General features: G+C 65.1%; 15 protein-coding genes and 1 pseudogene. 6 read left to right on the top strand and 10 right to left on the bottom strand.

Annotation, left to right across the window (positions count from 1 at the left end; all coding sequences use genetic code 11):
• Positions 1-3 precede the first annotated feature (3 nt).
• From EOA49_RS18535 to EOA49_RS18525, 3 genes are all read left to right on the top strand, one after another.
• Positions 4-8,196, top strand: a complete 8,193-nt coding sequence (locus EOA49_RS18535) for a glucoamylase family protein (RefSeq protein ID WP_245460717.1) — start codon at positions 4-6, stop codon at positions 8,194-8,196.
• A gap of 377 nt (positions 8,197-8,573) precedes the next feature.
• Positions 8,574-10,343, top strand: coding sequence for a glucan ABC transporter ATP-binding protein/ permease (locus tag EOA49_RS18530; protein WP_067000546.1), 1,770 nt, complete (start codon positions 8,574-8,576; stop codon positions 10,341-10,343).
• A 198-nt stretch (positions 10,344-10,541) separates the two neighbouring features.
• The gene (locus EOA49_RS18525) at positions 10,542-11,300 is read left to right on the top strand and encodes a heme ABC transporter permease (RefSeq protein WP_095824767.1); all 759 of its coding nucleotides are present in this window, start codon (positions 10,542-10,544) and stop codon (positions 11,298-11,300) included.
• 236 nt (positions 11,301-11,536) lie between these two features.
• Here the strand turns inward: EOA49_RS18525 and EOA49_RS18520 are convergent, their stop codons facing one another.
• Positions 11,537-12,595, bottom strand: coding sequence for a D-TA family PLP-dependent enzyme (locus EOA49_RS18520; protein WP_095824866.1), 1,059 nt, complete (start codon positions 12,593-12,595; stop codon positions 11,537-11,539).
• 208 nt (positions 12,596-12,803) lie between these two features.
• Between EOA49_RS18520 and EOA49_RS18515 the strand changes: the two genes are divergently transcribed.
• A complete protein-coding gene (locus tag EOA49_RS18515) occupies positions 12,804-13,490 on the top strand; it encodes a D-lyxose/D-mannose family sugar isomerase (protein WP_067329872.1) in 687 nt (228 codons plus the stop codon).
• 9 nt (positions 13,491-13,499) lie between these two features.
• On the opposite strand, the gene EOA49_RS18510 is transcribed toward EOA49_RS18515, so the two are convergent.
• Genes EOA49_RS18510 through EOA49_RS18480 form a run of 7 tightly spaced genes read right to left on the bottom strand, consistent with a single transcriptional unit; the run spans position 13,500 to position 19,816 of the window.
• Positions 13,500-13,853 (bottom strand): hypothetical protein, encoded by a 354-nt coding sequence (locus EOA49_RS18510; RefSeq protein WP_127243286.1) that lies wholly within the window; start codon positions 13,851-13,853, stop codon positions 13,500-13,502.
• Between the two features lie 15 nt (positions 13,854-13,868).
• Positions 13,869-14,732 carry an RDD family protein gene (locus tag EOA49_RS18505; RefSeq protein WP_067329877.1) on the bottom strand — a complete coding sequence of 288 codons (864 nt, stop codon included), beginning with the start codon at positions 14,730-14,732 and terminating at the stop codon, positions 13,869-13,871.
• Positions 14,719-15,735 (bottom strand): stage II sporulation protein M, encoded by a 1,017-nt coding sequence (locus EOA49_RS18500; protein ID WP_127243285.1) that lies wholly within the window; start codon positions 15,733-15,735, stop codon positions 14,719-14,721. The genes EOA49_RS18505 and EOA49_RS18500 overlap by 14 nt, the downstream gene beginning before the upstream one ends.
• Entirely contained in the window at positions 15,732-17,036 is a 1,305-nt protein-coding gene (locus tag EOA49_RS18495) for a DUF58 domain-containing protein (RefSeq protein ID WP_127242034.1), read from the bottom strand. The genes EOA49_RS18500 and EOA49_RS18495 overlap by 4 nt, the downstream gene beginning before the upstream one ends.
• Positions 17,033-17,989, bottom strand: coding sequence for a MoxR family ATPase (locus EOA49_RS18490; protein ID WP_067000979.1), 957 nt, complete (start codon positions 17,987-17,989; stop codon positions 17,033-17,035). The genes EOA49_RS18495 and EOA49_RS18490 overlap by 4 nt, the downstream gene beginning before the upstream one ends.
• On the bottom strand, positions 17,976-19,187 hold the full coding sequence (locus tag EOA49_RS18485; protein WP_127243284.1) for a DUF4350 domain-containing protein: 1,212 nt from the start codon (positions 19,185-19,187) through the stop codon (positions 17,976-17,978). Before EOA49_RS18485 ends, EOA49_RS18490 begins: the two co-directional genes overlap by 14 nt.
• The gene (locus EOA49_RS18480; RefSeq protein ID WP_067330190.1) at positions 19,184-19,816 is read right to left on the bottom strand and encodes a DUF4129 domain-containing protein; all 633 of its coding nucleotides are present in this window, start codon (positions 19,814-19,816) and stop codon (positions 19,184-19,186) included. The genes EOA49_RS18485 and EOA49_RS18480 overlap by 4 nt, the downstream gene beginning before the upstream one ends.
• 143 nt (positions 19,817-19,959) lie before the next feature.
• Between EOA49_RS18480 and EOA49_RS18475 the strand changes: the two genes are divergently transcribed.
• The gene (locus EOA49_RS18475) at positions 19,960-20,736 is read left to right on the top strand and encodes a hypothetical protein (RefSeq protein ID WP_127242127.1); all 777 of its coding nucleotides are present in this window, start codon (positions 19,960-19,962) and stop codon (positions 20,734-20,736) included.
• 254 nt (positions 20,737-20,990) lie between these two features.
• Positions 20,991-21,773 (top strand): hypothetical protein, encoded by a 783-nt coding sequence (locus EOA49_RS18470; protein WP_127242126.1) that lies wholly within the window; start codon positions 20,991-20,993, stop codon positions 21,771-21,773.
• Positions 21,774-21,818: 45 nt separating this feature from the next.
• Here EOA49_RS18470 and EOA49_RS18465 read toward each other — a convergent pair.
• Together EOA49_RS18465 and EOA49_RS18460 are read right to left on the bottom strand one after the other, a co-directional pair.
• Positions 21,819-22,046, bottom strand: a pseudogene (locus EOA49_RS18465) (hypothetical protein); the annotation flags it as partial.
• A 17-nt stretch (positions 22,047-22,063) separates the two neighbouring features.
• Positions 22,064-23,701 carry an ABC transporter substrate-binding protein gene (locus EOA49_RS18460; protein ID WP_127243283.1) on the bottom strand — a complete coding sequence of 546 codons (1,638 nt, stop codon included), beginning with the start codon at positions 23,699-23,701 and terminating at the stop codon, positions 22,064-22,066.
• Positions 23,702-23,724: the final 23 nt, after the last annotated feature.

Below are 23,724 nucleotides of genomic sequence, written 5' to 3'. Positions count from 1 at the left end.
GCGTTGCCGCGCGCCTTCGTCGTCGCCTGGAGCTATGTCGAGCATTCCGACAGCGCCGTCTCGGCGACCATGTTCAAGGCCATCGTCGAGGGCTTTCAATCGGTCGAGCCGCTGAAGATCGGCGAGCTCTGGGCGCTGCCGTCGCTGCTGCGGTTCGTGCTGATCGAAAACCTCCGACGCATCGCAGTGCGCGTCAACCGTACCAGAGAGATGCGCCAGATCGCCAACGAGGTCGCCGACCGGGTGTTGGCGACCGACGACAATGCCGACCGGACCAGGATCCTGTCGAGCTACGCCGCGCATGCGCAGGATACCACTTTCGCCACCCAGCTCCTTTATCGCCTGCGTGACGGTTCGCAGAACGCCGGCCGCGCGTTGGAATGGCTGGAGGGCGAGCTCGAGAAGACCGGCTCTGACGCCGAGGAGATCATCATCTCCGAGCATCAGACGCTGTCCAGCGGCAACGTCACCACCGGCAATATCATCCGCGGCCTGCGCCTCATCAACGACGTCGACTGGACGGTCTGGTTCGAGGGCGTCAGCCGCATCGACACGCTGCTGCGCGAGAAGACCGATTTCGCCGCGCTCGATTTCTTCTCGCGCGATCAGTATCGCACCGCGATCGAGCAGCTTGCGCGCCGCTCCGACCTTTCCGAATTCCGCGTCGCCGAAACGGCGATCGAGCTTGCAGGCCACATGCCTGGGGTCACCGATGCGTCCGGCGTGCCGGAAACTGCCGACCCCTCCGTGCATACCGATGTCGGCTTCTTCCTGGTCGGACCGCGTCGGCCGGAGCTGGAACAGGCGATCGGCTACCGGGCTCCCTTCTATGTGACTTTCAAGCGCGCCTTTGCCGCCACCGGCTGGCTCGGCATCGTCGTGCCGGTCTTCCTGCTGACGGTGCTCCTGCTTGTGCTGTCCGGCAACGCGCTTGCCAATCTCGGCCTCTCGGCGGGGGCGATCACGCTGATGCTGGCTTTGTTCGCGGTGCCGGCGAGCGAAGGCGCGTTGGCCTTCTTCAACACCGTCGTGGCGCTCTTCCTCAAGCCGACGCGGCTAGTCGGCTATGACTACAAGCACGGCATCCCCACCTCAGCGCGCACGCTGGTCGTCGTGCCTTCGCTCATCGGGTCGCGCGACGACGTCGAGGAAAACATCCGCAACATCGAGGTGCATCATCTCGCCAACACGGCAGAAGAGATCCATTTCGCGCTTTTGTCCGACTGGCCTGATTCCAAGACCGAAATCGACGCAGCCGACATCGAGATCCTGCAATATGCCCGCGACGAGATCGCCAGGCTGAACGCCCGCTACCCGTCGGAAGGCGCTCCGCGCTTCTATCTTCTGCATCGCCGCCGGCTCTACAATCAGGCCCAGGGCTGCTGGATGGGCTGGGAACGCAAGCGCGGCAAGCTGCACGAGCTCAACCTTCTGCTGCGCGGCGACAGCGATACCACCTTCCTGCCGCTCGATGTGCCGCTGCCGGACAAAGTCACCTATGTGATGACGCTCGACGCCGATACGCGCACCACCCGCGACGCCGTCTCGAGCCTTGTCGGCAAGCTCGCGCATCCGCTCAACCGTCCGCATTTCGATCCGGCAAAGCGCGTCGTCACAGCCGGCTACACCATCCTGCAGCCGCGCATCACCGCCTCGCTCACCAGCGGCGACGATGCCTCCTTCTTCCAGCGCGTCTTCTCGGCCAATCGCGGTCTTGACCCGTACGTCTTTGCCGTGTCCGACGTCTATCAGGACGTCTTCGGCGACGGCACTTTCACCGGCAAGGGCCTCTACCATATCGACGCCTTCGAAACGGCGCTGAAGGGCCGCATCGAGGAAAACACCATCCTCAGCCACGATTTGCTCGAAGGCGCCCTGGCGCGCGCCGCGCTCGTCACCGATGTCGAACTGGTCGAGGACTATCCGACCCGCTACTCGGTCGACGCCTCACGCCACCACCGCTGGGCGCGCGGCGACTGGCAATTGCTCGGCTTCATGTTCGATCCGCGCTCTGGCGTTCCGGCACTGTCGCGCTGGAAGATGGTCGATAACCTCCGCCGCTCGGTGACCCCGATCTTCTGGGTGATGGCCTGTATCGCCGGCTGGACGCTGCTGCCGTTCACGCAGGCCGCGCAGTGGCAGGCGCTGATGATCCTCAGCCTGTTCATGGCCCCGACTTTCGACATCGTCAACGGCATCCTGCCGAAGAGCGGCGACCAGACGCCGCGCGGCCATTTCTCGGCGCTGGCGCGCGACACTGTGTTCGGCACCGCGCTGGTGGCGCTGAAGGTGCTTTTGATGGCGCACCTTGCCTGGATGATGGGCGATGCCATCGTCCGCACTCTTTACCGGCTCTTCGTCAGCCGCCAGAACCTTCTGGAGTGGCGCACCGCCTCGCAGGCGCACAAGACCGGCGGCAGCGATCTCGGCGCCTATTACAGCATGATGTATGGCGCCGTGATCATCGGCGTCGTCGGCCTTGCCATTCCGGTGCTGGCCGATTCCACCGGCGCGTTCGTCGCCTTCTTCTTCGCGATTTTCTGGATCGGCTCGCCCGCCGTCGCCTGCTGGATCAGCCGCTCGGCCGAGACCGAGGACAGGCTGCGCATTTCCGCCGCTGACATCCATGCGCTGCGCACCGTGGCGCGTCGCACCTGGCATTATTTCGAGACCTTCGTGAAGGCCGAGCATCACCATCTGCCGCCCGACAATTTCCAGGAAAGCCCGGCCCCGGTGGTGGCGCCGCGTACCTCGCCGACCAACATCGGCGTCTACCTGCTCTCGGTGGTGTCGGCGCGCGACTTCGGCTGGATCAGCCTGTCGGATGCCATCACCCGCATCGACGCCACGATGACGACCATCGAGAACATGCCGCGCGATCGCGGGCATCTCTACAATTGGTACGACACGACGACGCTGAAGCCGCTTTATCCGCTCTATATCTCGGCGGTCGACAGCGGCAATCTCGCCGGCCATCTGGTCGCCGTGGCCGCGGCCTGCGCCGAATGGGCCGAGGCGCCTTCCGTCCACCTGCAGGGCGATTTCGAGGGCATCCTCGACACCGTCACCATCCTCGACGAGAGCCTGGAGGAACTGCCCGACGACCGCCGCCAGCTGCGGCCGCTGCGCCAGCGTCTTGCCGACCGCCTCGACGGCATGCGCCGGGCAGTGATGACCATCAAGGCGCAGCCCGAGATGGCCTCGATCCGCACGATCAATCTCGCGGTGCTGGCCGGCGAGATCCGCAAGCTCGCCACGGCCATCCACGTCGAGGCGGCGTCGCCCAAGAGCGACGTCATCGCCGACTGGGCGGCCAGGCTGGAGGCGACCTGCGAGGCGCATGTGCACGATTCGCACAATGACGAAAGCGCGGTCTCGGCGCTCCGCACCAAGCTGCTCGCGCTGCGCGGGCGCTGCCGCCGCTACGCCTTCGAGATGGATTTTTCCTTCCTGATGCGGCAGGAGCGCAAGCTCCTGTCGATTGGCTATCGCGTCGAGGAGCACCAGCTCGACGAGAGCTGCTACGACTTGCTCGCCTCCGAGGCGCGGCTGACCAGCCTGTTCGGCATCGCCAAGGGCGACTTGCCGACCGAGCACTGGTTCCGGCTCGGCAGGCCGATTGTCGAGATCGGTTTCAAGGGCGCGCTGATGTCCTGGTCGGGCTCGATGTTCGAGTACCTGATGCCGCCGCTGGTGATGAAGGAGCCGCAGGGCTCGATCCTCAACCAGACCAGCAAGCTCATCATCAAGCGCCAGATCCAGTATGCGCGCTCGAAGAACGTGCCCTGGGGCATCTCGGAAGCGGCCTACAATGCCCGCGACCGCGAGCTCACCTACCAGTACACCAACTTCGGCGTGCCCGGCCTCGGCCTGAAGCGTGGTCTCGGCCAGAACACCGTGATCGCGCCTTACGCCACCATCCTGGCGGCGCAGTTCAATCCGCGTGAGGCGGTGCAGAACCTGATGCGGCTGCGCGCGATCGGCGCGCTCGGCCGGCACGGCTTTTACGATGCGGTCGACTTCACGCCGCAGCGCGTGCCGGAAGGCACCGACCATGCCGTCGTCCAGAACTACATGGCCCACCATTCCGGCATGTCGATCGCCGCCGTGGCGGACGCCATCTTCGAGGGTCGGCTGCGCGAACGCTTCCACAGCGATCCGGTGATTGAGTCGGCCGAACTCCTCTTGCAGGAGAAGGCGCCGCGCGACATCCCGACCGCCACCGTCAGGACCGAGGCCGACGAGCGCTCCAAGGACGAGACCGAGACCGAGAGCCCGGACAGCCGCATCATCCTTGACCCGATCAAGGCGCTGCGCGCGACCAACGTCATGTCGAATGGCCGTTACTCGGTCATGGTCACCGCCACCGGCTCCGGCTACAGCCGCTTCGGCGAGCTTGCCATCACCCGTTGGCAGCCGGACCCGAGCGAAGACCGTCTCGGCTCCTATATCTTCTTGCGCGACACCGCGACCGGCGACTGGTGGTCGGCCACCGCCGAGCCGAAGCGCGCCGAGGGCGAGCGCGTGCAGACGCTGTTTGCCGACGACAAGGCGAGCTTTACCAAATCGATCGGCTCGCTGCGTTCGGAGGTCGAGTGCATCGTCATCTCCGAAGGGAACGGCGAAGGCCGGCGCGTCACGCTTTACAATGACGGCCCCACCGACCGGCACATCGAGGTGACGTCCTTTGCGGAGCTGGTGCTGGGCAACGAAGCCTCCGACAACGCCCATCCGGCGTTCTCGAAGATGTTCGTCGAGACCGAGATCTCCGCTAACAACGGCGCGATCTTCGCCACCAGGCGCAAGCGCGAAAAGAACGAGCCCGACCTAACCATGGTGCATTTCGTCACCGATCCGTCGGGTCCCTCGCGCGACGCCGAGGCCGAGACCGATCGCCGCGCCTTCATCGGCCGTGGCCGCACCATCGCCGACGCTGCCGCCTTCGACCCCGGCGCCCGGCTCTCCGGCAGCCACGGCTTCACGCTCGACCCGGTGGCGGCACTTCGCCGCCAGGTGCGCGTGCCGGCCAACAAGAAGATCTCGCTGACCTTCTGGACCGTCGTCGGCGCCAACCGGGGCGAGCTCGACGAGGCGATCGGCCGCCTCGACCATCAGGAGAGCTTCGCCCGCCAGGCGATGCTCGCCTGGACGCGCAGCCAGGTGCAGACGCGCCATCTCGGCCTCAGCCTGACCGATGCCGCCAATGTGCAGAAGCTGGCGCGTTACCTGATCTATCCCGATCCGTTCCTGCGTCTGCCCGCCGACTCCATCGCCTCGGGCCTCGGCCGCCAATCGAGCCTCTGGCCGACCAGCATCTCCGGCGATTTCCCGATCTTCCTGGTGCGCATCGGCGACGTCGCCGATCTCGAGATCGTCGCCCAGGCGCTGCGCTTCCAGGAATACATGCGCGCCCGCGGCATGATGATCGACTTCGTCGTCGTCAACGAGCAGGCATCCTCCTACGTGCAGGACCTGCAGCGCGCAGTGGAGACGCTGTGCGAGAACAGCCGCCTGCGTGGTCGCGAGCTTGGCCCGCGTCAGCACATCTTCGCCGTGCGCCGCGACCTGATGGACGAGCCGACCTACAAGACCCTACTGTCGGTCGCGCGTGTTGCGCTCCACACCCGCAACGGCACCATCTTCGACCAGCTCGAGCGGGCCGAAACGGCGGCATTGCAGGCTCGCGACGCTTTGCAGCAGGCGGAAGGCGTTCCGGCCCGCCAGCCGTCGCCGCCTTTGCCTGAGCCGACGCGGGCAAGCGAGGGGGGAGCCGATATTGCCGCCGACGGCACCGGCCTCAGCCTCTGGAACGGCTTTGGCGGCTTCGACGGCGACGGCCGCCACTACGTGACGCGGCTGACCGGCCGTCGTGTGACGCCGCAGCCCTGGATCAACGTCATCTCCAACGCTTCCTTCGGCTTCCACGTCTCTGCCGAGGGCGCCGGCTTCACCTGGAGCCGCAACAGCCGCGACTACCAGTTGACGCCGTGGTCGAACGACCCGGTGTCGAACCGGCCGGGCGAGGGCTTCTATATCTACGACCAGTTGAGCGGCAAGGCGTTCTCGCCGATGGCCGCGGTGGTGCGCGATCCCTCGATGACCTACGAGACCTGGCACGGGCAGGGGTTCTCGACCTTCCGCTCGAAGCGCGGGCCGCTGTCGATGGATCTGACGCAGGTCGTCGACCCGGTGGATCCGGTGAAGATCACCCGGCTGCGCATCCAGAATGCCGGCCCCGCGCCGGCAAGGCTGCGCGTCTATGCCTATGCCGAGTGGGTGCTCGGCGGCCATCGCTCGCGCACGGCGGCAACCATCGTGCCGACCAGGGACGCCGCGACGGGCGCCATGCTTGCGCAGAACCCCTACGGGCTCGACTTCGGCGAGCGGGTGGCTTTCCTCGCCGCGACGGTGCCTGTTCATTCGGTGACCGCCGACCGCGGCGAGTTCGTCGGCAGGCACGGCACGACCGAATATCCGCAGGCCGTGCTTGGCGGAGTTGCTTTGTCCGGCCGCGTCGAGGCAGGCGACGATCCGTGCGCGGTGATCGCCAGCGACATCGACATCCCGGCCGGCGGCGACGTGACGCTGTTCTGGCTGCTTGGCGACGCCGCCACGGCCGCCGAGGCGAGCGCCCTGGTCCAGACCCACAGGGACAAGGATTTCGACCGGCGTCTGGCCGACAATGAGCGCGTCTGGCGCGGCTTCCTCGACACCATTCAGGTCGAAACGCCGGACAAGGCGCTCAACGCCATGGTCAACCACTGGCTGCCCTACCAGAGCCTGGCCTGCCGCATCCGCGCGCGGTCGGCCTTCTACCAGGCGAGCGGCGCCTTCGGCTTCCGCGACCAGTTGCAGGATACGCTGGCCTTGCTGGCGCATGATCCGAAGCTGGCGCGCGACCAGATTCTCAACGCCGCCCGCCGGCAGTTCCAGGAGGGCGACGTGCAGCACTGGTGGCTGCCCCGCACCGATGCCGGCGTGCGCACCATGATCTCGGACGATGTCGTGTGGCTGGCGCACGCGACGGCCCGCTACATCGAGGTGACGGGCGATGCCGCCATCCTCAAGGAGCAGATACCGTTCATCGACGGGCAGGAGCTTGGCGAGGGGGAGCACGACGCCTTCTTCACGCCCGAGATCACCAAGACCACAGCCTCGCTTTACGAGCACTGCGCGCGGGCGCTCGATCTGGCCATCAAGCGCAGCAGCCCGGCCGGCCTGCCGCTGATCCTCGGCGGCGACTGGAACGACGGCATGAACCGTGTCGGCGAGGGCGGCAAGGGCGAAAGCGTCTGGCTAGGCTGGTTCCTGCTGAAGACGCTGGATGACTTCGCCCCCATCGCCAAGGGACAGAGCGATGGCAAGCGGGCACAGGCCTGGACGAAGCACGCGGACCTGCTGAAGCGGGCGCTGGAGAGCACGGCCTGGGACGGCCAGTGGTACCGGCGCGGCAGCTTCGACGACGGCAGCCCGCTCGGCTCCCGCAATTCGGACGAATGCAAGATCGACTCCATCGCCCAGTCCTGGAGCGTGCTGTCGGGCGAGGGGGATCCTGCCCGCTCGACCACGGCCATGGAGCAGGCGACGAAGATGCTCGTCGACGACAAGCACAAGATCGTCAAGCTGTTCACGCCGCCCTTCTCGAACAGCGACAAGGATCCCGGCTATATCAAGAGCTACCCGCCGGGCGTGCGCGAGAACGGCGGCCAGTACACCCATGCCGCCACCTGGTTCGTCATCGCGCTGGCCGAGATGGGACGCACCGACGAGGCCTATCGCTGCTTCTCGATGCTGAACCCGGTCAACCACGCCTCGGACGAGGCGGCGGCCGAGCATTACCGCGTCGAGCCTTACGTCGTGGCGGCGGACATCTACGCCGGCGAAGGAAAAGGCGGCCGCGGCGGCTGGACCTGGTACACGGGGTCGGCCGGCTGGCTCTACCGGGCCGCGGTGGAAGGAATCCTCGGCATCGAGCGGCGCGGCAAGCAGATCACGTTTAGGCCGAAGCTGCCCGGCCACTGGGATGGCTACGCCGCCACACTCAAGATGTTCGGCGGCGAAATCAAGGTTCGCGTCATCCGCGACAAAAAGACCAAGTCGATCGCGCTTGAAGTCAATGGTTCGAAGACCAAATCATGGTCTTTCGAACCGAAGGCCGGCGAGATGACCGACGTCGTCGTCAAGATACCTGCGTAGGATCAACGGTTTGCCTTGCAGGCCGCGCATCTCTCGGGATGCGCGGCCGAGCTTGGCGTTTTACTTTGCCCAATGGGCCGGGCAGCGTGCGCCCACGCTGCTTCAGGCACGGCTAAGCAAGCGCCAAGTGATTAAAAATGTGGCAGCGCTGGGCAGGTGCCATTGTTTTGCCGCAAGGCTGACATTTCACCTTTTATCTCAAACCGTTAGGTGATCACGTCAGATTTCGCACCGTCGTCATCTTTTGTTCGCTAAATGGGAACGGAAGGGATAGACGACGCATTGTTTCGCGACACATAAACCGGTACGTGTCAAAAAATGGTGCGGCGCACAATACCGACATTGAGCACAGACAAGAGTTTGGCGGAGTAGCTGAAGTGTCACTTCTGCAGATCTACTTTAGAGCGCTGAGTTATCTGGCTGCGGACAAGAAGCGCGTCGCGCTGATCTGCGGCGCCAACGTCGCGCTTGCCGCGATCGCCATTCTCGAGCCGATCCTTTTGGGCCGGGTGATCGGCGCCATTTCCGAAAAAGGTCCGGTGTTTTCGACGCTCGCCGTCTGGGCCGCTCTCGGTGTCTTCAATGTCATAGCTTTCGTGCTGGTGTCGCGCGGCGCCGACCGCTTCGCCCATGCCCGGCGTTCGGAAGTGCTGTGCCAGTCCTTCGAGCGCGTCATCACCATGCCGCTCGCCTGGCACCACCAGCGCGGCACGTCCAATTCGCTGCACACGCTGCTGCGCGCCGTCGAAACCCTGTTCAGCCTGTGGCTCGAATTCATGCGCGTGCATCTCTCGACGGCCATTGCGCTGGTGCTGCTGGTGCCGACCGCGCTTTCCATGGACATCCGCATGTCAATCGTGCTGCTGGGCCTCGGCGTGCTCTACGTCGGAATCGGCCGTATCGTCATGCGCCGTACCAAGTCGGGGCAGACCGCCGTCGAGCGCCACTACCACACCGTCTTTGCCCATGTGACCGACAGCGTCAGCAACGTCGCCGTGCTGCAGAGCTATAACCGCATCGGCCATGAGACCGCGACGCTGAAGCGCTACGTCAAGGACCTGCTCGACGCGCAGAACCCGGTGCTCGACTGGTGGGCTATCGCCAATGCGCTGAACCGCCTGTCGTCGACCATCTCGATGATGATCGTGCTCTCGATTGGGGCTTATCTCGTCACCCGTGGCCAGCTCCGTGTCGGAGACGTCGTCGCCTTCACCGGCTTTGCCGGAATGCTGATCGCCCGTCTCGACCAGATGTCGGCCTTCACGACGCAGATTTCCGAGGCCCGCGCCAAGCTCGAGGATTTCTATCGCCTCGAGGACTCGGCCGCCGAAACCGCCGAGCCGGACGGCCTGCGCGAGTTGACCAACGTCACCGGCCGTGTGCGCTTCGAGGACGTCAGCTTCGAGTTCGCGAATTCGGGCCATGGTATCGAGAATGTCTCGTTCGAGGTGCCGGCCGGCAAGACCGTCGCCATCGTCGGCCCGACCGGCGCCGGCAAGACGACGCTTATCAACCTGCTGCAGCGCGTGTTCACGCCGTCCAGCGGCCGCATCCTGATCGACGGCATCGACACTCGCACGGTGACCCGCAAGTCGCTGCGCCACTCGATCGCCACCGTCTTCCAGGACGCCGGCCTGCTCAACCGCTCGATCGAGGATAACATCCGGGTCGGCCGCGCCGATGCGAGCAATGACGAGGTGCACGCCGCCGCCAATGCCGCCGCCGCACAGGACTTCATCCTGGCCAAGAGCAGCGGCTACGACACCGTCGTCGGCGAGCGCGGCGGCCAGCTCTCGGGCGGCGAGCGCCAGCGCATCGCCATCGCCCGCGCCGTGCTGAAGGATGCGCCGATCCTGGTGCTCGACGAGGCGACCAGCGCGCTCGACGTCGAGACCGAGGACCGAGTCAAGGAAGCGATCGACGAACTGCGCCGCAACCGCACGACCTTCATCATCGCCCACCGCTTGACCACCGTGCGCGACGCCGACTTGGTCGTCTTCATGGACAAGGGCAAGGTGGTCGAATACGGCGGCTTCACCGAGCTGTCGCTGCGCAACGGCCGCTTCGCAGCCCTGCTGCGCGCCGGCGGCCTGCTCAACGACGAGGAGGTCCGTCGCCTCAGCCGTCCGGTGACGGAAGCGGCGTAAGCTTTCTTCCCTGTGGGACAAGGTGTCGCCGCAGGCGACAGATGAAGGTGTTCCAGGAAGATCAGCGTCTCACTCCGTCGCGCACCCTATCCGTCTCGGCGCTCGCGCGCCGATCCACCTTCTCTCACAAGGGGAGAAGGAGAGAGTGCGACAACCGTCCGATTGCCCCTGATGCATCGCCGGTCTATTTAGATCGGCATGAGCGACACCACCTCACGCCTCGCCGGCTGGATCGATCTCGCCAACCCGACGCGCTTCGTCGGGCTGGCCAACAAGGTTATTCCGTGGCTCGCGGCGACCGCGGCGATACTGCTCGGCGTCGGCCTCTATATGAGCTTCACCGCGCCGGAGGATTTCCAGCAGGGCATCACGGTGCGCATCATGTACATCCACGTGCCTTTCGCCTGGCTTGCGATGATGTGCTATACCATCATGGCGATCTCGGCGCTCGGCACGCTGGTCTGGCGCCACCCGCTGGCCGACGTGGCGCTGAAGGCAGCGGCTCCGATCGGCGCCACCTTCACCGCGCTCGCGCTGATCACCGGCTCGATCTGGGGCAAGCCGATGTGGGGCACCTGGTGGGTGTGGGACGCTCGGCTGACCTCGGTCTTCGTGCTTTTCCTCATGTATCTTGGGATTATCGCGCTGACCCGCGCACTGGACGACGCCGGCCGCGCCGCCTGGGCCGCCGCCATCATCACGCTGGTCGGCTTCATCAACATCCCGATCATCAAATTCTCGGTCGATTGGTGGAACACGCTGCACCAGCCGGCCTCGGTCTTCCGCCTCGGCGGCCCGACCATCGACCCTTCGATGCTGTGGCCGCTCGCCGTGATGGCGCTTGGCTTCACCGTGCTGTTCTTCGCGCTGCACCTGATGGCGATCCGCACGGAGATTTTCAGGCGCCGCGTGATCGCGATGCGCAGGGTTGCGGCGCGGCAGGCGGAACGGCAGTAGATTTTCGGACCAATAGCGGTCTGTCGCGTTCCTTCTCGCCCCCCTCTGTCCTGCCGGACATCTCCCCCACAAGGATGGTGCGATTGCTTTCGGCAACTTTCAGCGTTTGGAGGAGGGCGCGACGCCCGAGCCGCCAATCTCCCCCCAAAGTGGGGGGGAGATGTCCGGCAGGACACGGGGGGCGCTGTCCCGCCAGCCTAGACGAACTTAAAACATCTGCGTGCGTCTCAGGATCCTCAAGCCATCTTCCCCCGCGCCGCCACTGGCAGCGTTTCCAGCACCTTGTCGCCGTCGATCAGATGCACCTGGTCGAACAAATTCGTCACCACGCAGCAATGATCGGGAACCACGCGCACGCGCTCGCCAATGCGCAGGGCGCCGCCGTCTGAAAGCGTGACGTTGCCGTGCTCCTCGCTCAGTCCAGTCACTCGCGCGCTGGGCACGCCGAGCAGCTCGCCGAAATCCGGCAGTCCTAGCGTATCGGAGGACAAAGCCTTGCTGCCGCTGTCGAGGATGGCGCGGGAGGGCGTCGGGTGGCTGACCACGGTGGCCAGCACCGTCAGCGCGCAATCGTCGAGCGTGCCGACGCCTTTGGCGACCTGGTAGCGGTCGAGATAGATGTAGGTGCCGGGCCGGTATTCGGTGACGACGCTGTCCTCGCCCGAGCGCCACATGTCCGGCGTGCCTCCGCTGGAGATGCGCCGGCATTCGAGCCCGGCCGCCGCAAGCGTCTCGCGCGCGTTCCGCAGCCACGCCTCGGCTTCGGCGGCGCGGCCCGCCGCCGGATAAGTCATCAGCCCGCCGAAGGTTAGTCCTCTGGCCTGGTCGATCACTTTCGCCAGTGCAACCGCTTCGGCCGGGCTCTGCACGCCGCAGCGCCCCATGCCGGTGTCGCATTCGACCAGCACCGGCAGCGGGTGGCCGGTATCGGTGAAGGTCGCGGCTAGCCCTGACAGCGTTTCGTGGCTGTCCGCCGTGACCGACAGCGCGACGCGGCCATGCAGTGCCTTCAGCCGCTCCAGCTTGGCGCGGCCGAGAATGTTGTAGGGCAGGAAAATGTCCTCAAGCCCGGCATCGGCCATCACCTCGGCCTCGCCGATCTTCTGGCAGGTTATGCCGACCGCGCCAGCCGCGACCTGCTTCTTCGCCCAGTAGGGCAGCTTGTGCGTCTTGATGTGCGGGCGGAGCTTCAGCCCGTGGCGGTCGGCATGCGCCTGCGCCTTTGCGATGTTGGCTTCGGCGCGGGCCGCGTCGATCAGGATCGCCGGCGTGTCGAGATCGTCTATGCTTGCCATGAAGATCACCGTTCAAAAGCATGTCTCCCGAAGGTGGGAACCGGTTTCGGGAATGAAGACATGCGCGATCAAAAACCGCTTGGGGTTATGGGCTTGATCGGGCCGGATGTCACGAGGCCAGAGCCGTCAGTTTGCGTCGACAGCGGACCGGCATTGCGATATTCGGGTTGGCAGATTTCAGCAGGCAGCGGCCGGAAGGAAAACGACCATGAAGCGCTCCAAAATCAACGACATCATCCGCGAAGCCGACGCCTTCATCCGCTCGTTCGGCTACATCATGCCGCCCTTCGCCTACTGGTCGCCGGAAGAGATGAAGGCGCACAAGGCGGACTCTTCGGCCATTTTCAGCTCGCGTCTCGGCTGGGACATCACCGACTACGGCCAGGAGAAGTTCGATGAGCTTGGTCTCTTCCTTTTTACCGTCCGCAACGGCCGCTACGCGGACATGAAGCTCGGCATGGGCATGCTCTACGCCGAGAAGATCATGATCTCGCGCAAGGACCAGCTGTCGCCCATGCACCGCCACAACATCAAGGCCGAGGACATCATCAACCGCGGCGGCGGCAAGCTGGTGCTGGAACTGTTCATGCACGACCGCGACGGCGGCATCGACCCGAAGGCCGAAGTGTCGGTGCCGGTCGACGGCACCATCACCAGATTGCCCGCCGGCGGGCTCCTGAAGCTCGACCCGGGCCAGAGCGTGACGCTGCTGCCGGGCGTCTGGCACGCCTTCTGGGCCGAGGGCAAGGACGTGCTGATCGGCGAGGTCTCGACCGTCAATGACGACCTCACCGACAACGTCTTCCGCGATCCGATCGGCCGCTTCTCCAACATCGAGGAGGATGTGGCGCCGGTTCACCTTCTGGTGTCGGATTATGAAAAATGGGTGGGGTAGGGCGAGGGCCTAGTCGTCCCAATTTCGCTGCTGAAAGAAGGTCCAGATACTGATAGTGCTGTCGTCCAGGTCGCTCGTGCTGTGCAGCGTGAGGACAATATCCACGGTGGGCGGCGCTTTGATCATGGCTGTGATCACGCGCGTCGCGTCGTCGGGTACGATGCCTATGCCCCATTTCATTTCCCAATTTCCTCCGGCCTGCTGCAGTCGGGGAGTGGAATCTTCGAACTGCTCCCTCATCGACGCATCGTCTGGAAACGGTTCATCGGTGAGTTTTGCAAAAACCTCCCACGACCCGGCAACTGCTGCCTGAATGGCGCTTTCTATTCTGGCGCTCTCGGCTTGGCTGATTGTTTCAGACATACTGAGAGTTCCAATCTACCGCGCGTACTTGTCCGCCTTCCGATTGCCCAGCAGCAGCTTGCGCTCCAGGTGCGCGCGCAGCTCGCCGTAATAGGCGGTGAGGAATGCCCGTGAATCGACCGGCTCGACCCTGGCGCCGATCTTGCGGCCTATCGTTTCCGCCACCGCTTTCATCGCGAAATAGTCGTCGCGGCGCAGCACTTCCTCCAGCTTGTGCAGCTCGGCGATGCCATAGGCGTCGAGCTGCGCGGCGCTGAACTGGAAGCGGGTCGCGACCGGATCCTTGCGCAGCGACAGATCCTCGAGCAGCGCCACCTTCGGCGCCTCGACCACCCAGGTTCCGGCGAGCAGGTCGCCAATCCGCAGCCGGTCGCGGTTGAAGAGCGGGAACAGCGAGAACAGCAGCGCCCACACCAGCCCGAAGATGGTCGACAGCGTGTCGGCGACACCGGCGCTGCCGCGCGCCGCCAGGATCGACAGCGGCAGGAACACCTCGATCTCGCGCATCAGGTTGCGCGCGATGACCTGGTCGAGGCTGAGGCCGGCGCCGCTGCGCGAAGCGACGCGGACGCCGACCATCCGCTTGCCGGGCGTCGCCGCCCGCCGGCCCGCCTCGAAGGCGATGAAATAGACGTTGCGCAGCAGGAAGATGAAGATGATCCAGACGATGAACAGCGGTTCGGCGTCCTTCACGCCGAGCCCGCCCAGGCCGAAGATCGCGACAAGGCTGACCGCGACGGCGGCGACGACGATGATCACCACATCGAGCAGGAATCCCGAAGCCCGCGTCCCGGCATCGGCCAGCTTGACGCGCAGGTCCACGCCCTCCGGCGTCACCAGCGGGCGCACCAGCGCGGCGGGATTCCTAGCCGTTGCCATGCCGCACCATCCGGAACAGGTAGAAATAAGAAATCCAGAACGCCAGCATGCCGCCGCCGATCGAATAGCGGGCGATATCGCTTGTGATCGTCTGCCGGCCGATGCCTTCGAGCAGGCCGGCAAACAGCAGCATCATGACGACGCCGACCATCGCGGTCGCCGCCACGCGGCCCGCGCGTGAGGCCGCGGCCATGCGCGTCAGCTCGCCGGGAAAGGCGATGCTGGTGCCGATGCGCATGCCGGCCGCGCCCGCGATGGCGATGGCGAAAAGCTCCGTCGTGCCGTGGATCGACAGCCAGCCGCCGAGCTCGAAACCGAGCCCCTTGGCGGCATAGATCTGGAAGATGGCGCCGAGCATGCAGCCATTCATCAGGATGATCAGCACGCTGGGCACCGCGAAGGCGAAGCCGAGCGCGAAGGCCAGGATCGACAGCTGCGTGTTGTGGGTGAAGAGATAAGCGGCGAAGCCCGACAGAAAGTGGTCGCCGCCGCCATAAAGCACGCTGCGCAGCATCTCGGCCGACGAATCCGGATTGCGCCCACCGGCGAGGCTCGGCGCGATGATGGCGTCGTACCAGCGCTTGTCGGAGGCGACCAGCCAGTACCCGGCAATGGCGCCGATCACCGTCAAGGCGACCGATGCCCACACCTCGCGCCACAAGTCGCGGATCGCCGCCGGCCAGTCGTGCAGGAAGAAGTCGCCGATGCGCGTTCTCAAGGATCGCCGCGCGCCATAGAGGTAAAAATAGCCGCGCAGGCAGAGCGCTTCGAGGTAAGCAATCAGTGCGCTGTCGAGCGAAGTGGCTCGCGCCACCGAAAGCGAGGACAGTGCCGAGCGGTAGAGGAGGGGCAGTGACAGCAGCTCCTCTTCCGACAGCGCGCGCGGCGCGCGCTTCTCGACGCGGGCAAGCAGTGCCTCGAACGCCTTCCAGTCGGCCTCGCGCTCCTGGCGGAAGCTTGCCAGCGACTGGCGCACGGCATCGGTGCCGGCGGGCAGCGTCATAAGAGGTTTTCCTCCTTGAGCTGGATATAGCGCTCGACCAGCGCCGGGCCGAGCCGCTGGTGGTCGGCCTCGATGACATGCGCGCCGAGCAGCCTGAGGCGTCCGATCACCACCTGCCGCTGTCTGAGCAGGTCGCCGGCGGTGACCGCGCGGGCCACGTCCTCCGGGGCGGTAGGCGCCATATCGGCCAAAGTCTCCAGCTCGACATCCTTCATCAGCATGAACAGCACCAGATGCCGCTCGGTCAGCCGCCCGACGGTGCGCAGCATCAGCTCGGCGCTGATCGGGTCGACGAAATCGGTGAAAACGATGACCAGTGAGCGCCGGTCGAGCTTCGCGGCGAGCGTCGTCAGCGCCAGGGTGAAATTGGTCTCCTCGGTCGAATAGTCGATCTCGGCGGCGCGCTTCTGGATCATGGTGAAGCTCGGCGAGCCGCGCACGGCGCCGCTGGAAACGCGCGGCCTGGCGTCGAAAGAAAACAGGCTGACGAGGTCGGCGCCCTTGAGCGCAATGAAGGCGGACAACAGCGCCGCCGTCACGGCCCGGTCGACCTTCGGCACGCCCTCGACCGGCTCGCACATCAGCCGCCCGCTATCGATGGCTAGAACGATGTTGTTGTTCTCTTCGATGCGGAATTCGCGGGCAAGCAATTTGCCGTGGCGGGCGCTGCGCTTCCAGTCGATCATGCGCCGGCCCATGCCGGGCTGGTAGTCCTTCAGCGCCTCGAACTCGCGGCCCTGGCCGGCGCGCTTCTGCGCATGGCCGTCGGCAAGAGCGGAGCGCTGCAGCAGCGTGATCGCCTCGTCGCGGGCGCGGCTGACATCGGGCAGCACCGCTATCTTGCGCTCCACCGGCAGCACGGCCTGGTTCCAGATCAGCCCGAACGGCCCTTGCCAGCGCAGCCACAGCCGATCGAAGCTGGCGATGCCGCGCCGAATGGCGTCGAATTCGAGATCGAGCGTGCCGCCATTTGCCGGCAGTGTGCCGCCCGTGCCGTTGACCGGCGCCAGCCGCTGGTCATGCCCGACGCGCGCCTGCAGCCGGCGCGTTCGCGCCCCGAGACCGGCCGCGATGTGCAGCGTGAAACGTCCGCCGACGCCGACCTGCGGCGGTGCGGTGAGCGTGGCGCTGAGCGACGCGCGTCCGCGCCCGGCCGCCGCGTCGACCGCCAAGAAGGCAAGCAAAGCGCAAATCCAGAGCAGCCCGAGATACCAGACATGCGGCAGCGCGAGCGCGATCAGGAAGGCGGGAATCGCTCCCGCCGCCGCCGCCCATACCGCTCCGCCGCTCGGATAGATCAACGCGGCGCTTCCGTCTGGTCGACCAGGTCGGACACGATCTGCTCGACCAGCCGTCCGTCGATCTGCGCCGCCGGCGAGAGGATGACGCGGTGGCGCAGCGCCGGCACGGCTAAAGCCTTGACGTCGTCGGGGATGACATAGTTGCGGCCGTCGAGCGCCGCCCGGGCTCGCGCCGCGCGCGCCAGCATGGCGCCGGCGCGAGGACTGGCGCCGACCTCCAGATCCGGGCTTTCGCGCGTGCCGCGGACAAGGGCCGCGATGTAGCCGACGACGTCGTCGACCAGCGTGACGGCGCCCACTGTGGCAAGCGCCGCCTCCAGCGTCTTGCGGTCGGTCTGCGCCTTGATGCCGTATTGCTCGATATTGTGCGAGGCGGAGCCGCCGCCGTGGTGGATGATGATGGCACGTTCTTCCTGCGCGTCCGGATAGCTGACCCGGTGCTTGAACAGGAAGCGGTCGAGCTGGGCCTCGGGGAGCGGATAGACGCCTTGATGCTCGATCGGGTTCTGCGTCGCCACCACCATGAAATTCTTGCCGAGCGAATGGGTCGTGCCGTCGAATGTGACAGCGTGCTCCTGCATGGCTTCGAGCAGTGCAGCCTGCGTCTTCGGCGGCGTGCGGTTGATCTCGTCGGCAAGCAGCAGATCGCAGAAAATCGGGCCGCGCGTCAGCGTGAACTGGCCGGTCTGGAAATTGTAGATGTTGGCGCCGACGATGTCGCCGGGCATCAGGTCGGGCGTGAACTGGATGCGCCCATAGGCGACGCCGAGCGCCTGCGCGAAGCAGCGCGCGGTCATGGTCTTTGCGGTACCGGGCGGACCTTCGAGCAATATATGCCCGCCGGCGAACAGCGCCGTCAGCATCAGATCGACCGTGTCGCGCTGCCCGGTGATCGCTTTAGCCACCTCTTCCCTGATCGCGCTCGCCAGGGCTTTCACTTCATCGACGTTCACCGAGCCTCCTTGCCGTCCAGTCATGCAGCTCTTCCGCTGCTTCATGCATTGCGGCCAATGTGTTGGAACCGTTCGCAGCCTTGAACCGTGCGGTGAAGCCGTTCGCCTCATTTTTGTCGCGGGAATCCAGCCAGCGGTCCAGCGCTTCACCCTGCAGCCCGTGCGGCGCGCCAAGCAGCGCGGCGGCGCGCTGGCGCATCAGCGCGGCATAGCGGTCGCCGAGTTCCTGCAGCCGTCCTGCCCGCTTCAGGAGCATTGCCGTGGTGTCGACCAGCGCCTGCTTGCCGAAGGCGATGGCGCGACCCTCGGTGCGTGGCGGCCCGAAGCGGCCGAGCCCGTGCAGGAAGGCGAGGGCAGCCGCCACCAGCACCGACAGCGTCAGCGCCAGGAAGGGCGGTTCGACCAGGAGCTTGCCGAGATCGTAGTTCTGGCCGATGCCGTGAAGCGTCAGGTCGAACATAACCGCGCCCTTGGCGGGCTCCAGCATGGCGATCATGTCGAGTGCCGCTGCCGCCTTTTGCGGATCCTTCAGCGCCGCGTTGTTGATGAGATCGGGATCGGTCAGGATGTAGAAGGGTTCGCTGTCGAGTTCGGTGAGAACAGCCTTGCCGCCACCCGCCGCAATCAGCGGATGATTGTCGGCTACCCATTGCAACTCCTCGGGCACGGCGATCTTGCGCCCCTCTACATCGATCCGATCGACCGATGGCTTGCCGTCGCCGAGCTTGGCCTTGGCGAGGCGACCGAGCCAGTCGTTGACCGCCGTTGCGGGCAGCCGCTCGACTTTCGTCTCCCAGCCCTCCTGGCCCGGCTGCGGAAAGGTGACCCATTTGGGCAGCACGAAAAGCGTGTGCTTGCCCAAGCGGAGCTTGATGATGCGCTGAAGCGCCGCCGGGTCGCTGTTGGGCGCGATGGTGACGATCAGCAGGAATGTGGATGCCAGGGGAGATTGCAGATCCTTCTCCCCGCGCGCCATGGGCGGCGCCTGCCCGTTGGTGAGCTTCAGCCATTCCACGAGCCCGGCATAGCCGGTGCCGCCCTTGGAGAGCGGTGTTGCGCCGCCCTCGGGCTGACGAAAGTCCGGAGCGTAGGTCGAGAGCAGGAAGAATCCGGCGGCCGCGAGCAGGCTGGCGAAGATGCCCCAGAACAGCGTCCTGCGGCTGAACGGCTCTTGTGCCTCTGTCGCCTCCGCGCTCATGCCCAGGCATCCCGGAAGGCAAAGCGCTCATAGGCGCCGCGCGCCTGCTGCCAGCCCTCGGCGCCGACCGGCCGGCGAGCGAACAAGGCAGCCTCGACGATGCGCGCGATCTCACTGAAGGCAGCGCGGGGGCGAGACGGGATGGAACCTGCGGCGGCGATGTCGCGCGCGGTCAGCGACGGGCGCAGGAAGTCGGGCAGGCGGCTGGCGATGTCGGCAACGCTGCGCCGGAGCAGCAGATGCACCGCCTCGTCATAGTCGCCGCGCGCGGCGAGCGCATCGGCTTCGGAGAGCAGGATCTGAGCCGCGCCGGCATCCGGGCGCCATTCCTCCTGCGCCTCCGCCTCCTTGCTCACGCGCCGCCACGGCAGCCGCCAGGCGATGCCCTTCGCCTCGAGCACGAGCAGGAACACGATGATTGCGACGCCGATGATCACCGCGCCCCAGAACAGATAGATCATGTAAGGGCCTAGCTTTGCCAGGGCTTCCAGAAAAGGCTTCAGCCATTCCGGCGGCTCCGGCCGCACCAGCCCCGGCAGGTCAAACTGGATCGAATCGTCAGCCAGCAGCTGCTTGTGCATCTTGGCCAGCCATTCGGCGTCCGCTGTGGCCGGCTGTGCCGCTGTCACCAACTCGCTCCCCTGCTACCCACGGGTTCGACACTGGCAATACCGCAGGACAATTGCAAGTGATTGGACGCGTCTCGTCAATACTGGCAGATTTGCTTTGGGGCGATAGGCTGGCGTGGAGCGGCCAAGCAGGGGAGGGCGTCATGACTTCAGCCGCGTTGGTACGGCAGGAGAAGTATCAGATCGGCCGAGTGTTCAACAACACTTTCTCCGTGATCGGTCGTAATATTGTACTCTGCGTTGGTCTTGCGGCGCTGTTTTCAGGACTACCGCAACTGGTCACCCAGCTCGTGCGTCTAAATCCCCATCCTGGAAATCCGGCGAATTTCGCCGCGGCTATCACGAACCACAAGCTCGGCTTCATCGTTGGAATTGCGGTCATTGTAATACTCTATCTCGTTCTTGCGGTTCTGTTGCAGTCGAGCCTCGTCCGGGTGGCGATCGAGGACATGAACGGCAAGAAGCCGACTTTCGGCGATTCCATCGCAACAGCGATCCGCTTCCTGTTGCCCACGGTCGCCATAGGTCTGCTTGTAGCGCTCGGCGTTGGCGCGGCCTCGATTGCCTTGCTGGTGCCTGGGATTATCCTCGGGCTCGGCTGGTCGGTGGCAATACCGGTGCTCATTCAGGAGCGCTTGGGCGTTTTCGGCTCGATGTCGCGCAGCCGCGCCCTGACCAAAGGCAGCCGCTGGGCTCTGTTTGGCCTTTTCGTGATCCTGGTCATCATGGGGCTCGTGATTCAATCCATAACCGGAGTGGTCGTTTATCTATTCCATGGCATCGTCGCCGCCGTCGTGGCCGCCATGGTCCAGAGCATCGGCTCGATGGTGGGTTCCGTCGCAGCCGCCGTCAGCTATGTCGAACTGCGCCAGGTCAAGGAAGGCACCGGCGTCGATGAACTGGCGGAGATATTCTCGTAGTCTGGGATGCTGGCGAGGCCGGCCGAAGTGCTGGTGAGCGGCAGCCCCCGCTGAGAGCCTGCCTGTCCTGCAAAATCGCCTTCCTGGCCTCAAATCAGAGCGCGACCGTGAGCTTTTGCTGCAGTCGGCGGTTCTGGCTGACACCGGGAATACCCGAAACAATTGCAAGTCCACTGGACGGGGCCCGCCGTTCTTGGCAGATTTACTTTGAAGTTGCCGAATTGGATTCGGCAGCGGCTCGGGGGAAAGCTATCATGACCACTGCGACATTGGGACGACCAGGCAGATTCGAAATCGGCAGGGTGTTCAACAGCACTTTTGCCGTCATCACGCGCAACATAGGACTCTGCGTCGGGCTTGGGCTTTTGTTTGCCGGCCTGCCGACGCTGCTCATCAGGTTATGGACCCAACCGCAGATGGAAGCGGTGATGAATGGCGATCCGAGTGCCATGGCGGATCCGAACGCGGTGCTGCGCAACTCCTATCTCAGCATCCTCGCGGGATTGATTTCCTTCGTCTTCACGCTGCTGCTCCAGTCGTCGCTGGTGCGGGCAACAGTCGAGGATCTGAACGGAAGGCGGCCATCGTTCGGCGACAGCGTGCAGATTGCCATCCGCTTCCTGTTGCCGACGCTTGCGATCGGCCTGCTCGTCGGCATCGGCTCTGCGCTTGCTATGATCGCGCTGATCGTTCCCGGCATCATCCTGTGGCTCGGCTGGTCGATGTCGGTTCCCGTTCTCATCCAGGAGCGGTTGGGCGTATTCGGCTCGATGTCGCGCAGCCGAGCGCTGACCAAAGGCAATCGCTGGTCGCTGTTCGGCCTCTTCCTCGTCCTGGTCATCATCGCGATGGTCATCCAGTGGGGGATCCTGGTGGTGCTGCTTCTCTTCGGCGGGATCCTCGCCGAACTGGGCGCCGCCGTGGTGCAGGCCGTCGTCTCGATGGTGCTCTCCGTTGCCACCGCGGTCAGCTATGTCGAACTGCGCCAAGTCAAGGAAGGCACCAGCGTCGACGAATTGGCGAAAATCTTCTCTTAGCAACGGCCTGGCCGCCTTCCACTTTGAGGGCGGCCGCCCGCTGTTTCAGCGACAACAGCAGTGGTCTGCCCGCACGCTCGTGCGGCAGAGGCATGACGATGTGATCGGCACGTCCGCCTTGGTCAGCGCCAAAGCAAGTTTCGCCTGCAAGCCCGGCAGCTCCTCGCTCTCGCGGCGCCCCTTCAGGCATTCGACCAGCCCGTGTAGCGCCCAGACATTGTCCGGATGCTGGGCGCAGCGCTGCACGGCGCCGCTGAGGCCCAGATCGTCGCGATCGGTCCTGGGAGGAATCAGGACTCGAGCCAAACCGTCTCGAAATGCTGCTCGAGCGCCTGGTGCTGCTCGCAGCCATGCACGCCCTTGCGGTAGGTGCGGTAGACCGAGCGCCAGTAGGGCTGGATGATGATGCCGGAGTCGCGCAAATTCTGCTCGATCTTGGCCATGATCTCCTTGCGCTGGGCGGCATCCGGGGTCGCAAGTGCTTTATCGAGAAGCTCGTCGAACTCCTTGTTCGAATAAGCGCTTTCGTTCCAGGCCGCGCCCGATTTATAGGCCAGCGCCAGCACCTGGACGCCGAGCGGGCGGCCGAGCCATTCGGTGCAGGAGTAGGGGAACTTGCTCCAGTCGTTCCAGAAGGTGGCAGCCGGCAGCACGGTGCGCTTGATCTTGAGGCCGGCCTCGCGGATCTGGGCGGCGATCGCGTCGGCGGTGCTCTTTTGCCATTCGATGTCGACCGAGATCAGCTCGTATTCGTGGTCGGCCTTGCCGGATTCCGCCAACAGCTTCTTCGCCGCGTCGACATCGCGCTCGGCCGGGCCGATATCGGCGAATTCGGGATGCATCGGTCCGACATGGTGGTTATCGGCGGGCTTGCCCCTGCCGTCGAGGCCGAGCTTCAGCACGGCCGCATTGTCGACGGCAAGCTGGGCGGCACGGCGCACCTTGACGTCGTCATAGGGCGCGTTGCCGACATTGAAGCGCGCGACGATGGTCGAGCCGGTCGCGATCTCGGAATTTTCGAGCCCCATCTGCTCGGTCTGCGACACGGCGTCCGAGGCGGTCTCGTGGTCGGTGTCGATCTCGCCGGATTCGAAAGCCGACAGCATGGCGTTGGGATCGGAGCCGTAGTCGACCCACTTGATGCCGTCGAGATAGAACTCGCCCTTCCACCACTTGTCCTTGCGCTTCACCTCCGCACCGGTCTCGGCGTCCCAACTCACCAACTCGCACGGGCCGGTGGTGATGGCCAAAGCCTTCTTCGGATCGGCATCGCCTTCATAGGAGCGGTGCATGATTAGCGCCGGATAGTCGGCCATGCCGGCGATCAGCGAGATGTCGGACTTTGGCAGGTTGAGCTTGACGGTGTAGTCGTCGACTTTCTGGATGCCGCCGTCGACCGGCTTCTTGGTGTCGGCGTTGACCAGCGCACCCATGCGCGCGGCGACCGAATTGCCGGCGACCGAGGCATCGCACCAGCGGTTGAGGTTGTGGATCACGTCGTCGGCGTTGAAAGTGTCGCCGTTCGACCAGGTGATGCCTTTGCGCACGTGAAGCGTGATCGTCTTGGCGTCGTCGCTGGTCTCCCAGTTTTCGAGCAGCCAGGGCTCGAAGGTGAAGTCGGTTTTCCAGCGCACCAGATATTCGTTGCAGTGACGCGCGACATTCGACATCTCGACGCCATCGAAAGTGCGCGGATCCTTGAAGCCCTTCACGTTCATGGCGACGCGCAGGACCCCGCCGCGCTTCGGCTCCTCGGCCCGAGCGGGCGAGGGAGTAAGGCCGCCCAGCGCCAGCGCGCCGGCGGCGCTGACGCCCAAGCCGGCCATAAGCGCCAGATACTCGCGCCGGCTGATCGCGCCCTTCTTGAAATCACCCGCGGTCGGCTTTGCCCGCGGGTGCAGTTTTCTGTCGGTCAGCATGAATTTCATTGTCGTTCCCTCTATTGTTGGTG

Origin of the sequence: Mesorhizobium sp. M1A.F.Ca.IN.020.04.1.1, from assembly GCF_003997315.1 — a bacterium.
GTDB lineage: Bacteria > Pseudomonadota > Alphaproteobacteria > Rhizobiales > Rhizobiaceae > Mesorhizobium.
Note: the sequence above shows the minus strand (reverse complement) of the source record. Positions and strands in the feature narration are given on the sequence as shown.